We start from the raw sequence: 14,459 nt of genomic DNA, 5'->3' as shown, positions 1-14,459 counted from the left end.
ATTTTGATGTGGAGGTGTGCTGATGCTCGCTGAAGGTTTAATATTCTCGACTATAGTGGTCTTATCCATATTCCTACCAATAACATACATTACTGGTAGATGGATTGGAAGTAAGTGTGGTTGGGTTGCCTTCATCCCACTACTATACTCCTTCATAGCTTCACTAATGCTCATACCATTAGTTTCCTCAATAGGTCCAGTGCATCTCCTCATACCCCTAGTGCCATCCATAGGTTTAAATTTCGGCTTCCTAGTTGATGGTTTAAGTCTACCCATAATATTCACGATTACATTGCTTTGCACTGTGGTCTCAATATATTCAATGCCCTACATGGAGCACCATATAGGTGAAGATAAAGCTCAACATGCCGCCTACTACACCCTATACATACTTTACGCTCTAGGGATGATTGGAACAGCCTTATCCACAAATCTAATCCAATTCTACTTCTTCTGGGAGCTTATGCTACTACCATCATGGGCTCTTATAAACATTTGGGGTTATGGTGAGAGGGAGAAGATTGCATTGAAGTACTTCATCTATACGCATGTGGGTGCACTTGGATTGCTTGCAGGAATATTAACTTTGTACTCGATATATGGAACCTTCGAACTTCCATTAATTGCTTCACTAAGCCGCTTCACGCATCCCAGTGAATACTTGAAGTGGGCTGTTGTGGTAATGTTTTTCGGATTCGCAGTTAAGATGGCTATAGTCCCATTACACACATGGCTTCCAGATGCACATGCGGAGGCTCCAACACCCATAAGTGCGCTATTATCACCAGCAATGATTGGACTTGGCGGATATGCAACTGTGAGGATAATTTACTCAGCATTTCCAGATGTTTGGGGTTCATTTAGCTTGGCTCTAAGTGTATTGGCCCTTATAACGATGGTTTATGGTGGGGCGATGGCTCTTGCACAAGATGATATTAAGAGGTTATTGGCTTACTCCAGCGTATCCCAAATGGGCTACATATTAATGGGACTTTCAAGTGCTGACCCCGTTGGGCTTGGTGGAGCCATGTATCATTATGTTAGTCATGGAACTTGTAAGGCTATCCTCTTCATGGTTGCTGGAGCATTAATTATTGAAACTCATGGTTTGAGGAGTATTTCAAAGTTTGGTGGTTTAGCTAAGAAGATGCCTCTAACAGCAGTTACAGCTTTAATAGGGTTTTTGGGTATTGCTGGAACTCCACCATTAAATGGATTTCAGAGTGAGTGGATGATCTTCACTGGAGCTTTCCATGGAGCTATAGAATCCCATGATGCTATGAGGCTTATTGTGGTTGCACTTGGACTTGTGGGTAGCGTGTTGACTGCTGGCTACGCTCTATGGACTATTAGAAGAGTATTCTTCGGTCCTCTAAAGAGTGAATTGGAGGATGTACATGAGCCTTCAATCCTCGTTTTAGCTCCAATGATGGTGTTAGCCTTCTTCACAGTCCTCCTCGGAATATATCCAAGGATACTCATGGATCTCCTAGCATCATTTCTAAGTCAAATTTAATTTAACACACTCTATTTTCAGTTTATCTATATCTATACCAGCATCATACAAATTTTTCAGTGCATGTGTCGTGGCAATTCCACTCATTATTCCCTCACTTTTGTATATTGCTTTCCACTTCAAAACTGTGTGCTTACTCCTACTCTTATACGTTATTTGATGTACAACATCCGCTTTAACTATATCCACAATTTCACCACTATGTATCTCGAAGCTTCCAACAACACTTTTACTATTGGCATTCAACCATATTCTCCCAGAGATTTCTGGGTATAGGTTTCTTTGATTGAAGTGTTGCTCTAAATTTGATATGTTGTGTCTAGCTATGGATATCAATATGAACTTCTTGAATTCATTTAAATTAACCCTACCTTCAACTTTAAATAAAACCTCCTTCTTTAACCTCTCAACATCCCTCTCCGAAAGGCATTTATCACATATATTTCCATCAGCTGGTCTACCACAATATATACATGTTCCCTCAGTCAATTTCATGCGCCCCTTATACTTGCCTTCACCATCAATTTAGCTAGACATCATATACAAATATATTTTCAATAGTATCTTCCATATATAGACTCCCATCCTTTAACGTTTTCGTTTGAATATGTGAGGGCGGGGACTGTATCAAAATATAATTAGACCCAAAAATAATTGATATGAGGTTATTGATGATGAGTACAAGTTTAAGGTGGTGTAAGAGTTTGGTTTTACAAGATTCTTGCAATTGTAGTGGGGATCAATGATGAGGATACGAGGGCTAGAACAATAGTCTACAATGATTATTAAGGTGTTAGGATAGATTACATAAAGCCTCAAGAAATAATACTAGAGAAATTAGGAATGGCTCTCCACTACAATCCATTGAAACCAAATACTTTATGAACATTGATTATACGAACAAACTATTGAAACTGGGGGGATTATCCCCAGAAATAAAACTTACATCCAAGACATTATTGGGAGGAGAAACACGAACATAACCCTACAATATCTTGCGCTTATCGCAAACACTTCAAAAGAATACCAGTAAACGATAGTGTAAGCAATAATCAACTATTAACTCTCAACACCAGAACTAAAAGTTCTCATACAACCTATATATAACAGATGCTCTGAAGTTGCTGAATTTCTCGTATCATGCTCCGCATTTTTTCCAATGCGTCTATCATTGCTTGTATTTCACCTAAATTTCTTTTAGAGTTGGTGTGGTAATTTTGCAATTGCTTATGTGATAAGCTTTGTTAAAAATGTCTTTTGCATTGTTTTTCAATGGTTAAACTATGTACTTGTGAAGTTGCTGTTCTAGCCTAGTAGTTCCCTTACGGCATTTCTAGTTATGGGGTCTGCTATTACATATTTGTTATTTGTTTTCTCAATAATTGAGAGGTCTAGTAGTGTGGTTAATAGATCGTTAAGCGTCTTATCATTTATTGTTCTATTCTCAATGTCTTCAAGTCTGCTTTTTATTTCACTCCAGCTTCTCTCCGTTGTTAGTAGTTTTAAGAGAACATGGTATCTCTCGCTTCTTCTGCTCTTCAAGAATTTTTCGATTTCCTGCTTTGCGATCTCGACTGCAATTTTAATAATTTTATCGATGTTCTCAGAACATGTATCAGTGTTCATGTAGCAGTTATAGCCGAAAAGAGTCAACCAACCTATAACACCCCCAAAAGCTCTGGCAGCGTTCTCAATGATGTGACTGGGAATTGAAACCCCTAATTCTCTAAATCCCTTTTCAAGAAAATCCACAGATTCTTCGAAACTTAACCTCCTCGTGGATACTACGTGCATATATCTGCCGTAGAGAGGAGACTCCACAATATCAATACCTATGAATTTAAATAGGAGACCTACCTCGGAGCCCGTTAATACTAATCTAACATGCTCTAAGTTGTCGTAAATGTAGGCGAAAATCCGTGGAAAGTTTATCCAAGTTATTTTCCTGAGCTCCCGTGCTTCGTCAAAGGCGATAATAATAGGTTTTCCGATGTCGAAGCCGATCTTGTTGAGGGCAGTGAACATCTCTACGAATTCGAATTTCTTGTCACCTCTCCAGGAAATGTCTACCGATAGTGGTGATAGAGAGATCGAAACACCGTTGACTCTGCGCAGTTTCTCCACGATCTTCCTACGTAGGGGAGTGTTTCTCGATATGAAGTCTTCCAGGGAGGCCTTTACAATATTGGCGAAGTCCCTATAGGTTGGATTCGAAGAAAGCCTTGTATCTAGGTATACATACGGGTATCCAAGTTCACTCAATGCAACTTTGAGGAGCGAGGTCTTACCAGTCCTTCTTACTCCAGTCAAGAGAGTAATGGGAGCATTTTCCAAGCCCTTTTTGAGATCTTCAAGTTCTTTCTCGAAATCGTACAGATCACTTTTTCTTTCCTTAGGCTTTATATCAAACAACAACTTACCCTACCCCAAGTAAACTTGGGTTACCCCAAGTATATATTTTACTTTAAATCCTCATCAAAATCATTCAATGAAACTCTTAACTTTAGTCAAGAGTAGCTTACATTTTCTTAACTCCATACTAACTCTTTTTATACTCTTCAAAAATAAATAATGAATATAATCAAGTTCTGCAAGCATCCTCCATGATTCCTCATTCTTTCATTTTTCACAAAATTTTGCATGTAACTGTCAACAGTTCCCTTTAGCTGAGAAATTCTCATTCATTCAAAATTAAGCATTAATTTTAAATTAATTGTTTGAGAATATCTTTGTATTCAAATTCTTTAAGCGTTATGTGAAATAAACTAAAAGGCTTTAAGAGAAAGGATTGAAAACATATAGGTACTTCACAAACTCCTCTACCTATTTGACCATAGATGATGTAGGGGGATTATAATTTTGAAATGAACTCATAGTTCGCTTGATCTATCCACATAATTTTTGGTGTACTTCTTTGGTTTTAATGTTTCTACAATGTAGTTGAAGGCTGCTTCAGGATCAGTCCTCCCACATGTGAATGCGTCTATGGTGGCGTATTCTAGGTTTGGCCATGCATGTATTGATATATGTGATTCTAGGACAACTCCTATTACTGCATTGTATTCACCTATGCTGTATGCTTCAACGCTTACCAATTTTGCCCTTGCAACTTCCACTGCTTTGACAACTAAATCTTTTAGGAATGTAATGTCAGCTAACATATTTTTGTTACATCCATAGAGGCTTCCATATACATGCTTTCCGACAGCCTTAATCTCCCCCGCCTGCATTTCCCCTTCTCCTATCATAAGAACATGTAAAATTTAAACTTTTCTATGGCTTTTTCCATCCTTTTCTGGAAAAATTCGGTTTTAATAATGCTTTTTAAGATTCTCCTTTTCAAAATTCAGTTTTAAACAGAATTTCAACGTTTAAATCAAATTTAAACCTAAAAATTTGATTTTAATTCAAAATAAAAGTTTACTTTCTGATTTCTTCTAAATTTAAGTTTAAACTTTTCTTTTCATCTAGTTATGGTTTAGCTTGTATGTTATCTTTAAGCGTTTAGTTCAAATATTCCTCTAAACATAACATTAATTGTATGTCTTCTAAGCGTTTATTCGGGACTTCTGGTGTTAGGGGGGAGATTAATCGTATTTTAACTCCTGAATTGGCTGTTAAGCTTTCAATGGCATTCTCAAAGTTTCTAGGTGGGTCTGGGGATATTGTCATTGGTTTTGATTCTAGATTTCCATCTAGGGTTTTGGCTGAAGCCTGTGTTTCTGGTGCATTGTTTTCAGGTTTAAATGTATATTATGCTGGTCTGGTTCCCACACCAGTACTCCTACATTTGGTTAAGGTTTTTAGGCTTGATGGTGCCATAATGGTTTCAGCAAGTCATACTCCCCCAAAATTTTGTGGGATAATGTTCTTTAAGGGTGATACTGGGGAGCTTTCACCATCAGAATCCAATATAATTGAGGGTTTTCTAGAGTCAAATTTACAGTTTAGTTGTGGGATTGGGCGTTTAGAGTATTTGCATGATATATGCGAATTATACGTTGATTCAGTTATTGGGGGTTTTGGTAATATTGGAGGGGTTGGGGGGTTTAGGGTTGTTGGGGATATGGGTAATAGTGCATATGCACCATACCTCCAAGTATTGTTTGATCGTTTAGGCGTTGAACTCATTGATGTAAATTCCCATCCAGATGGATTTTTCCCCGGTAGGGGTGCTGATGTTAATGCTTCAAGTTTACGTGATGTTTCAAATATGATAGTTAATGGTGTTGGGGATTTCGGGTTTGGCGTTGATGGTGATGGTGATAGATGCATATTTGTCGATGAAAGTGGCTGTGTAGTTTCAGGCGATCTTACTGGAGCATTATTTTCCCGTGAAATCCTATTGAATACTGGTGGAGGCGTAATTGTATGCCCAATAAATACCTCAAACTTGATAATCGATGTTTCTAGAGAGTTTAATGGTAGAGTGCATTTCACTAGGGTTGGTCCACCTGAAATAGTTGAAGCTGTTAGGAGGGTTAATGGTGTAGTCTTCGCTTTTGAAGAATCTGGGAAGTATATTTGGCCTCAAAACATACTTTACGGAGATCCAGGCTATGCTATACTATATATGTTGAAGCTGATTTCAAAGTATGGTTCCATAGTCAATGCTATTAGGGATTTCCCAAAATACTTCCAGTTTAAGGTTGCAATTCCATGTGCAGATGAGTATAAGTGGTTGACTTTAAAATCTGTTAGGGAAAAGCTTTTAACCATGGTTCAGCCGAGGGAGGTCATCGATGTTGATGGTTTGAAGGTGATTTTCGATGAAGGTTGGATTCTACTGAGACCTTCTGGAACTGAGGATGTCTTTAGAGTTTTCGTTGAAAGCCTTGATGAGGGTTGGGCTTCAAAAATGTTTGATTTATGTGTTGGATTGGTTAAGGATGTCATTAAAAATCTATCTAAATAAGTCTTTGTCCTCGGGGTATAGTAAGTTCTTTATGGAATCCTCCCCCTTCGGATAATCGTACCCCCTAATTACAACCACTGGAATTCTATCACTCTTCCCCATTGCCAATTCAGCTGCAGCTGCAAGTTCATCAACCACAGCCATTTGTGTCACCCTTAAAGTGTAGCCATACATGTCTTGGCTCCCCCTATAATCTTTTATAACACATATTCCAGCCACCCCTATGGCGAAGTTTACATGCCCCCTCCTCCAAGCCCTCCCAAATGTATCGGATATTATGACTGCAACATCAACATTCTTCATCCTCTTTATATCCTCCCTTATCTTTCTGGCTGATTGATCTGGGTCTTCTGGTAGTAGTGAAACAATTTCTTCACCTCCAGCAACATTTGATCTATCTATTCCCGCATTGGCACATACAAATCCATGTTTTGTTTCAACTATTAAATGTCCATTCTTCATCTTCACTATCTTATTACTCTCTCTAAGTATTAACTCCACAAGTTCAGGTGTTTTCCCCGTTAATTCTGCAACTCTCCTTGCGAAGGGTGATGGTTGTACATCGCTTAACTTAACTATCCTCCCCTCAGCTTTAGCAACTATCTTGCTGGCGACAACTATTATATCCCCGTCCATTAACCCTCCAATCTGTTCATCTGCCTTTTCACATATTATCTTTGCTAAGTCATCCCCAGCCTTTATATCTGGAATACCCCTCAAACCAATTATTTCTATCTTCTTATAGTTCATCTTCATCACGCATCCTCCTAGTTAATAACATTAGTATTCCACCCCATAATGCCACACTCAATGTTACTGCTAACATAGATATAAATATGCCTATCCATCCAATTACCATTGCCAGCATGGTGTTTCCTGAGGATAGCATGTTTATTGATGTATTCAGTAGCCAATTGGCTATGAATGCGAAGGGTTGAGCCCAACTCTTCTTCATCAATGCATATTTCGCTTCCAATATCCTCTTGTACATTTCCGATTCCCCTGTGAGTTTAAATCCGAAGCTTATGAATTTCAATGTTAGATCCCTTCCAGCAGCCATGCTCATGTATTGTATTATTGTGTTTGTATCGCTTATGGTTCCCCCCTTAATTTCCCTGAATAGTTTTTGTAGGAAGCTTATTCCACCATTTTCTTCAACAATTGTCTTCACAATCATGTATGATGCTGCATAGTAGCTTAGTATGTTTGATGGTGTTTGCATTGGATTCCACCATTGAACAAATCCATAGTTTCCATTTAATTGTTTAGCTACACCCTCTAGGGTTTTCATCCTCGATGATGCTCCAGTCCATCCCATGCTCATGGTCAAATTTATGCTTAGATATTCTGCTAACCCTTCATGTAGCCATAGTATGTTTGGTGATATTCCTGCAGCCCATGCGAAGTGATGTATGAGTTCATGGAGTGCTATTTGCTCCCAGAATCCTTGTGCAGTTCTCGTGTATAGTAGGTTTAGGTAAATGTTTCCTAGGTGTGTTCCATTGAATGGTATATATCCCCCAGTCCCAAGGTCTGTCATTCTCGGTGCGAAGAAGATTATCCTTATATTTGTGAGGTTTATACCAAATATCTTTGTTAGATTACTGTAGAATGTCTTGTAAGTCTTTATTAGGTTTTCCGCTATCCCCATGTATCTCTCGGGTGTTGTGACTTCAAATATTCCCTCCTTATAAGTCTTGAAGTTTCCAGGTCTGCTTGTGGTGTATTCTATGGCTATCCTTGCATTGTTCGTTTGGAGTTTTATTGTTATCTTCTGCTTTCCACCTTCTGATGTTATGCTTGTGGGTGGTGGCTGTATGTTCCCCCCTGAAACTTTGCTTTCTCCGGGTAGGTATATGTATGCTATTCCAGTATCTGATGGGTTGAAATATATTTGTGGTGAGTAGAAGAAGCATTGTGGTTCAACTATCAATGCACCATTATCCATTGTGTAGTTGAGTTTCAATTCGAATTTTGGGTTTCCAATGTATGTAAAGGTGAAGTTGTCGTAGAATGTGAATTCCTCCCCCTCACTTGTATATGCCCTCTTAACCTCCTCATGCATTATACTTCCACTAATAATTGTCAATGTATATTTCGTGAAATTTCTAGGCACTAGGAACCATGATTTTCCACTCGTAATATATGATTCATATGTTATTATTACTTTTGTCACTCCATTGTAGTCCACATCGCATATGTATGTGTATGATCCATTATATTGCGATATGCTTAACTTATCGTAGGCTTTTGTCGTCTGGGTAATGGTTGATATGGAGATTACTATTAGCACTATTGCTAGTATTGCATAGTCTCTCATCATCCTCTCCATATTTAATCCTCCAAGGATTTTCTGGCTAATACTATGTATCCCGTATGCCCTATCATTAATGTTTCTGGTCTCGTCTCATTAGGCTTCACTTTCCACCTCCTCTGAATATTCTCTATGCATTCTATTCCAATGAATTTTGCCTTCTCCAATGCTTCAACGGTCTTTATCACTTGTTCTATTGATGGGCTGTAGCTAACTATTATCCCCCAATCAGCTAATGCCTCATATGCTTTTTCCACTATTAGCCATGGTGATGGTAGGTCTAGTATCACTGCATCCACATCCCTCTCATCAAACCCCTCACTTACATCTTTAAGTTTCAGTTCTACGTAATCCATTAATCCGGCTTTTTCAATGTTGCTTTTAGCCACCTTTATATGTTCCTCTCTATTGTCGTAACTGTATACTTTACCATTTGGCTTTACATAGTATGCTAATGCCATTGTTAGGGCTCCTGACCCTGTTCCAGCTTCTATAACCCTTGATCCTGGGCCTATTCCAGAGTAATGTATTATTGTTGCAATATCTTTTGGGTATATTATCTGCGTTTTCCTTGAAGCTTTCATTACATAATCCCTTATTGTTGGTTTTAGTATGTGGAATTCTACTCCAATATGGCTTTTCACCTTCTCCCCATACCTCTTCCCTATTATGTCGTTTGTCTTTATATACCCTTTATGGCTGTGGAATACTTGATCCTTCTTCAACTTTATCATGTAGTTTACCCTTTGATCGAAGTATAGTATTACATAGTCGTTTTCACTTATCATTCTAGCACCCCCACAGGGATATTCAATTATCCCTTTGCATTTGCTGCATTCTACTCAATATTTCATCCACTTTCCTTTCAATCCTCTTTAAATCTTCAATTATCTTTATTAGTAGCTTTACTGTTTCGTTGTGGAAGTATATTCCTTGTGGTGATTCTATTGAGCTTCCCTCACCCATTAACCTATAGAATATTAGTCTATCCCGCAATATCTTTTCAATATCCCTACTTTTATCTTCACTCATATGTTAATCATGATTATATGGGTTTAGGTGTTTGTTAAACTTTTCTTACACGTATGCATATTGTATGGTAAACTATATAGCTATTCTCCTGCTATTGTTTATGGGGTGTATTTCATTGAGGTTTAAGGATTATATTGCCTCGGTATCTAGGTCTAGGGGGAGTAGGATTATTCTAGCTTTGGATTTATCCATGCTTCCAAGGGATGCGGGTTTCAATTCTTTGAAGGAGAGGGCTGTTAAGATTCTATCCCTAGTTTCACCATATATATGTGCTGTTAAGGTTAATATGCAGTTGCTATTGCCCCTTGGACTTTATGGTGGAGTTAGTGATATTGTGGATTTAGCCCATAAGCTTGGGATTCCAGCTATAATGGATTGTAAGCTTAGTGATGTTGGTCACACCAACATTTGGGCTGCTAAGCATTATTTTGAAGCTGGATTTGATGCCATCATAGTTAATCCATTGGTGGGTTGGAGTGAGGGTGTTGAGCCAATATTTGATGTTGCTAAGGATTATGGTGGTAGGGGGGTTATACTACTCACATATATGAGTCATAAGGCTTCCCCTGAAAGTTATGAGCTTCCAGTTTACGTTGAGGGGGGCTTAAAACCTCTATACATGGTTTTCGCTGAGAGGGCTCTTAAATGGGGGGCTGATGGCGTTGTTGTGGGGGGCACATACCCTGAAAGGATAAGGGAAGTTAGGAAGCTACTTGGAGATAACATTCCAATATATACTCCTGGAGTTGGCTTTCAAGGTGGGGATGTTAAGAATTGTTTGAATGCAGGTTCAGAATACTTTATTGTGGGGAGATCTATATTTGAAGCGAAGGAACCTGAAGTTGCGGCTAAAAGGTTTAGGGATATGAGTTGGATTTAACGTGTGGATGAATATATCCTCCAAAGATCAACGATTTTTGGTATGAAGTCTTCTATCCTATATCCATGCCCTATCCCTGGGCATAGTGAGTCGAGGTATAGGTATAGCTCCATATCCTCAAATTCGATCCTCGCATTCTCCTCACTAACCCCCTCCATTGGCTTCACTGATAAGTGGAATGGGTATAGTTTACAAGTTAGTGGTCTTTCAAGGTAGATTGTGCAGTACGCTATTCCATTAACTTTTGTTAGGAATATGCATGAACCATCACCCTTCTTAGACAAATAGTACTTCCCATTGTAGTATACCACTACGGGTCCATACTTCCTTGTAAGTGATGCTGCTTCATTCATCTTTAATGGTACTATATATGCTCTGCAACATTCACCACATCTAATGCATCTCCATAGTTTAGCTTCCCTCCATGGTATGTATCTCTCCCCTCTCTCCATAATCACTCACACATTTATGGGATTTTCAGCTATTTTTATAAATTTTCAACCTCAAATTTTAATTTGGTGTATTGTTTGAGTCTAGTATTTTTGGGGGATTTGGAGGGCGTGGATTTCAATAGCCTCATTAATCGTTTGAAATCTTCATCGCCAAATGTTGGTTGCGTCCTATTATTCATAGGTTTTGTTAGATCTGAGGGTGCTAATGGGGGGGTTGTGAAGGAGCTCGATTATGAGGCTTATGGTGATCTAGCTAAAGCTGAATTGGAGAGTATAGTGGGGGATGCCATGAAGTGTGATGGTGTTTACTCGGTGGCTGTTATGCATAAAGTTGGGCGTGCATTTCCAGGTGAACATACATTCATAGTTGGAGTTGCATCTAAACATAGGAGTGAAGGGTTTAAGGTTTTAAGGGAGATCGTTGAAAGGGTTAAAAGTGAAGTTCACATATGGAAGAAGGAAGTTACCGATAAAGGTGAAGTATGGATCCCCCATAAATCGTAACATTTAACATTTTTAAGTTAACCACCACCCTCTATTAATTGGTGTTGAATTTGTCTTTGGATAAGAGGATTGAGGATGCCATTGTAATGCTTCTTAAAGCTGCATCAATATATCTTCCGCAAGACGTTAAGAATGCATTGATTAAAGCTAGGGATTTGGAGGATAATCCACTTGCAAAGGCCCAGCTTGATGCAATTATTAGGAATTGTGAACTTGCTGAAGTTGAGGGGAAGCCTATATGTCAGGATACTGGACTCATATCATTCTATGTTTCCGTGGGGGATGAATTTCCAGTTAAAGGTGCATTGGCTGATATACTTAGGAAAGCCACCATTAGGGCAACAAGAGAAATACCCCTCAGACCAAACTCTGTGGATGTTTTAAGTGGGAAGAATCCCGGCGATAATACTGGTAGATATGTGCCACACATAGAATGGGAACTCATACCGAATAGTAATGAACTTAAGGTGACAGCATTCCCGAAGGGTGGTGGAAGTGAGGGGCCATGCTTAGCTAAAGTCATCCTACCCACTGAGGGGTTAAGGTATGCTAAGAAGATAGTTTTAGATGCTGTTGCAGAGGCTGGACCTAAACCATGCCCACCCACAGTTATAGGTGTTGGTTTGGGTGGAACAATGGATTATGCAGTTAAACTTGCAAAGAAGGCTCTACTTAGACCTATTGGTGTTAGGAGTGATGTTGAAGGTCTAGCTAAACTTGAAGTTGAATTACTTGAACTTGTGAATAGTTTAGGTATAGGTCCACATGGCGTTGGAGGTAAGACTACTGCTCTAGATGTCCATGTGGATTGCGCCCATAGGCATCCAGCATCATATGCTGTAGCTGTAGTATTCAATTGCTGGGCTGTTAGGAGGTCAACTATGATCATGGATTCCAAGGGGAACGTTGATTTCATAACACATAAATTCATGAATGAATTGTGGAGGTGAATGGGCTTGGAATATCATATGAAAACTCCATTAAGTGAGGGGGATGTTAGGAAACTTAAGGTTGGAGACATAGTCTATTTAAGTGGAATCGTTGTTACGGCTAGGGATGCAGCTCATAGTAGAGCTTTATCAATATTGAATTCAGGAGGCTCCCTACCAATAGATTTGAGGGGGCTTGCAATATACCATTGTGGTCCAGTGGTCGATAAGAAGGATGATAAATGGGTTGTTGTGGTTGCAGGTCCAACGACAAGTACTAGGATGGATCCGTTGGAGTATGAGTTTATTGAGAAGACTGGTGTTAGGATGATAATTGGTAAGGGTGGAATGGGGGTTAGGACTGTTGAAGCTTGCAGGAAGTTTGGTGCAGTCTACACAATATTTACTGGTGGAGCAGCCGTTTTGGCTGTTAAGGGTATGAAGAGGGTTTTGGATGTTCATTGGCTAGATTTAGGTATACCTGAAGCATTATGGGTTATTGAAGTTGAGAATTTCGGTCCACTAATGGTAACCATAGATTCTCATGGAAACAATTTCTACGATTCAATAAACAAGGAGGTTTATAGGAGGCTTAGGGAAGAGATTTACCCGAAGATTGGAGTTCAAGGTTAACTTAAATCAATATTTTCTTTTTGATATCTACCCTCATACGTTTTATGCGGTTCCCCTTCCAATTCTATGAATATCAATTGAATTATCCTTGCATTCCTATACAGTGTTATTCCATGCTCATTATACACATACAATAAGCTTTCACTTCTACCAATATATCCTGGATCCCATAATGCTGTATGTATTGTGGCTCCACATCTCAATAGTGATGATCTCGGTAACCCTATGGCTATCATGTTTTTCGGCATCTTTACAATTTCATTGTACACTATCTTATATGCACCCCTTTCCAAGTGTACTTTCCCTTCATCATCGAATGGTATTTGCTCTGCATCTGGGATAATCCTATGCTTATTTGTAAAGTCTATTGTCCCTGAACCCATAAATCTCCAGACACTATTCAAGGTTAACTCTATCCCTGCTGGTTGAATTTGCAATTCTGGTGATATGAGGTTTTCCACGATTCCCATCTTATAAGCTTTCATACCAGTTATTATCATAACCTACTCCTCCCAGAACATCCTAGTTCTAAGATACTCCTTCTCAGCTTCCAATATTTGTATGTAGAATTCCTCTTCAGTCTTAAAGTACCCCTTCAGTATCCTTGCAGCTGTCGTCGGCCCAACTCCTCTAGCTGCCAAGGCTATTAACGCCCTCTTACCATAACTCATTATTAAGCTTATGCTCTTCTGGAATTCTTCGAAACTCTTCTTTTCATCATCACTCATCTTCAAACCCCTATGCCACTTATCCAATATCTTTAATATGTCTTCCCTATGTGTTGCCCCTATGGCTTTTGCTCCACATTTTGGGCAAACTATCTCTTCAGGTAGGTACTTCACTTTATATCTACCCATCCACTTCCTACAATGTATGCATGCAAGTATAACTTCCCTATTCTGTAATCTCTCCCTAACTATATCCACTATGTTTAGTGGGGCTTCACCTTTCGGTATTAATCCTTGTGGGAGTGCTTGTATGAGTATTTGCCTAGTTAATGGCGATATATTAGAATCCATTCTACCCCTATACGCTTCCAACCTAACCCTTCCAGCTCTAACTTCTTCCACAAACCTCTTAACTGCCTCTATGTTGAAGTAGTCTTGTATGGCTTCTCTAAGTGCCTCTCTTTCTGCAACTGTATCCTCCAAGTATGTTGCTAACCCTTTAATCCTACTTATCTTTGCATCCTTCTCCACAACCCCCATCCTCCTAGCAACATGTAGTAGCTTCCACTGATATTCATGCGTATTCTTCAATGCATTGACAATCCCTTCATCTATA

At 39.0% G+C, this 14,459-nt stretch carries 15 protein-coding genes and 1 pseudogene; 6 read left to right on the top strand and 10 right to left on the bottom strand.

The window, feature by feature from the left end; all coding sequences use genetic code 11:
- The first annotated feature begins 22 nt into the window (after window positions 1-22).
- Window positions 23-1,516 carry a NuoM family protein gene (locus tag MRT15_RS01935; protein ID WP_304327405.1) on the top strand — a complete coding sequence of 498 codons (1,494 nt, stop codon included), beginning with the start codon at window positions 23-25 and terminating at the stop codon, window positions 1,514-1,516.
- Here MRT15_RS01935 and MRT15_RS01930 read toward each other — a convergent pair.
- The 3 genes from MRT15_RS01930 to speD form a co-directional block, all read right to left on the bottom strand.
- The gene (locus tag MRT15_RS01930) at window positions 1,502-2,005 is read right to left on the bottom strand and encodes a hypothetical protein (RefSeq protein WP_304327403.1); all 504 of its coding nucleotides are present in this window, start codon (window positions 2,003-2,005) and stop codon (window positions 1,502-1,504) included. The two genes, MRT15_RS01935 and MRT15_RS01930, sit on opposite strands and share 15 nt — an antisense overlap.
- A gap of 816 nt (window positions 2,006-2,821) precedes the next feature.
- On the bottom strand, window positions 2,822-3,928 hold the full coding sequence (locus tag MRT15_RS01925) for an ATP-binding protein (RefSeq protein ID WP_304327401.1): 1,107 nt from the start codon (window positions 3,926-3,928) through the stop codon (window positions 2,822-2,824).
- 458 nt (window positions 3,929-4,386) lie between these two features.
- The gene (gene speD / locus MRT15_RS01920) at window positions 4,387-4,746 is read right to left on the bottom strand and encodes an adenosylmethionine decarboxylase (protein ID WP_304327399.1); all 360 of its coding nucleotides are present in this window, start codon (window positions 4,744-4,746) and stop codon (window positions 4,387-4,389) included.
- Window positions 4,747-5,057: 311 nt separating this feature from the next.
- Here speD and MRT15_RS01915 point away from each other — a divergent pair, with 311 nt between their 5' ends.
- Window positions 5,058-6,431 carry a hypothetical protein gene (locus MRT15_RS01915; RefSeq protein WP_304327397.1) on the top strand — a complete coding sequence of 458 codons (1,374 nt, stop codon included), beginning with the start codon at window positions 5,058-5,060 and terminating at the stop codon, window positions 6,429-6,431.
- On the opposite strand, the gene cofE is transcribed toward MRT15_RS01915, so the two are convergent.
- From cofE to MRT15_RS01895, 4 genes are read right to left on the bottom strand one after another with little or no spacing between them, the layout of a single operon-like run.
- Entirely contained in the window at window positions 6,420-7,187 is a 768-nt protein-coding gene (cofE, locus tag MRT15_RS01910) for a coenzyme F420-0:L-glutamate ligase (protein ID WP_304327395.1), read from the bottom strand. The two genes, MRT15_RS01915 and cofE, sit on opposite strands and share 12 nt — an antisense overlap.
- Window positions 7,171-8,763, bottom strand: coding sequence for a hypothetical protein (locus tag MRT15_RS01905; RefSeq protein ID WP_304327394.1), 1,593 nt, complete (start codon window positions 8,761-8,763; stop codon window positions 7,171-7,173). Before MRT15_RS01905 ends, cofE begins: the two co-directional genes overlap by 17 nt.
- A 2-nt stretch (window positions 8,764-8,765) precedes the next feature.
- Window positions 8,766-9,533 (bottom strand): tRNA (adenine-N1)-methyltransferase, encoded by a 768-nt coding sequence (locus MRT15_RS01900; protein ID WP_304327393.1) that lies wholly within the window; start codon window positions 9,531-9,533, stop codon window positions 8,766-8,768.
- 22 nt (window positions 9,534-9,555) lie between these two features.
- Entirely contained in the window at window positions 9,556-9,777 is a 222-nt protein-coding gene (locus MRT15_RS01895; RefSeq protein ID WP_304327391.1) for a hypothetical protein, read from the bottom strand.
- A gap of 115 nt (window positions 9,778-9,892) precedes the next feature.
- On the opposite strand from MRT15_RS01895, the gene MRT15_RS01890 reads away from it, so the two are divergent.
- Complete coding sequence (locus tag MRT15_RS01890; RefSeq protein ID WP_304327389.1) at window positions 9,893-10,657, top strand: orotidine 5'-phosphate decarboxylase; 765 nt, start codon at window positions 9,893-9,895, stop codon at window positions 10,655-10,657.
- Here MRT15_RS01890 and MRT15_RS01885 read toward each other — a convergent pair.
- Entirely contained in the window at window positions 10,654-11,109 is a 456-nt protein-coding gene (locus tag MRT15_RS01885) for a YkgJ family cysteine cluster protein (protein ID WP_304327387.1), read from the bottom strand. The genes MRT15_RS01890 and MRT15_RS01885 overlap by 4 nt on opposite strands.
- Before the next feature lie 75 nt (window positions 11,110-11,184).
- Between MRT15_RS01885 and MRT15_RS01880 the strand changes: the two genes are divergently transcribed.
- From MRT15_RS01880 to MRT15_RS01870, 3 genes are read left to right on the top strand one after another with little or no spacing between them, the layout of a single operon-like run.
- Window positions 11,185-11,613: a molybdenum cofactor biosynthesis protein MoaE gene (locus MRT15_RS01880; RefSeq protein WP_304327385.1), complete on the top strand. Its 429-nt coding sequence runs from the start codon at window positions 11,185-11,187 to the stop codon at window positions 11,611-11,613.
- A gap of 50 nt (window positions 11,614-11,663) precedes the next feature.
- Window positions 11,664-12,563, top strand: coding sequence for a fumarate hydratase (locus MRT15_RS01875; RefSeq protein WP_304327383.1), 900 nt, complete (start codon window positions 11,664-11,666; stop codon window positions 12,561-12,563).
- The gene (locus MRT15_RS01870) at window positions 12,564-13,175 is read left to right on the top strand and encodes a FumA C-terminus/TtdB family hydratase beta subunit (RefSeq protein WP_369684935.1); all 612 of its coding nucleotides are present in this window, start codon (window positions 12,564-12,566) and stop codon (window positions 13,173-13,175) included.
- Here the strand turns inward: MRT15_RS01870 and MRT15_RS01865 are convergent.
- The gene (locus MRT15_RS01865; protein WP_304327379.1) at window positions 13,172-13,675 is read right to left on the bottom strand and encodes a deoxyuridine 5'-triphosphate nucleotidohydrolase; all 504 of its coding nucleotides are present in this window, start codon (window positions 13,673-13,675) and stop codon (window positions 13,172-13,174) included. The genes MRT15_RS01870 and MRT15_RS01865 overlap by 4 nt on opposite strands.
- Before the next feature lie 3 nt (window positions 13,676-13,678).
- Window positions 13,679-14,459 (bottom strand): annotated as a pseudogene (locus MRT15_RS01860) (hypothetical protein); the annotation flags it as partial.

Source organism: Candidatus Culexarchaeum yellowstonense (assembly GCF_024707025.1).
Lineage (GTDB): Archaea > Thermoproteota > Methanomethylicia > Culexarchaeales > Culexarchaeaceae > Culexarchaeum.
Note: the sequence above shows the minus strand (reverse complement) of the source record. Positions and strands in the feature narration are given on the sequence as shown.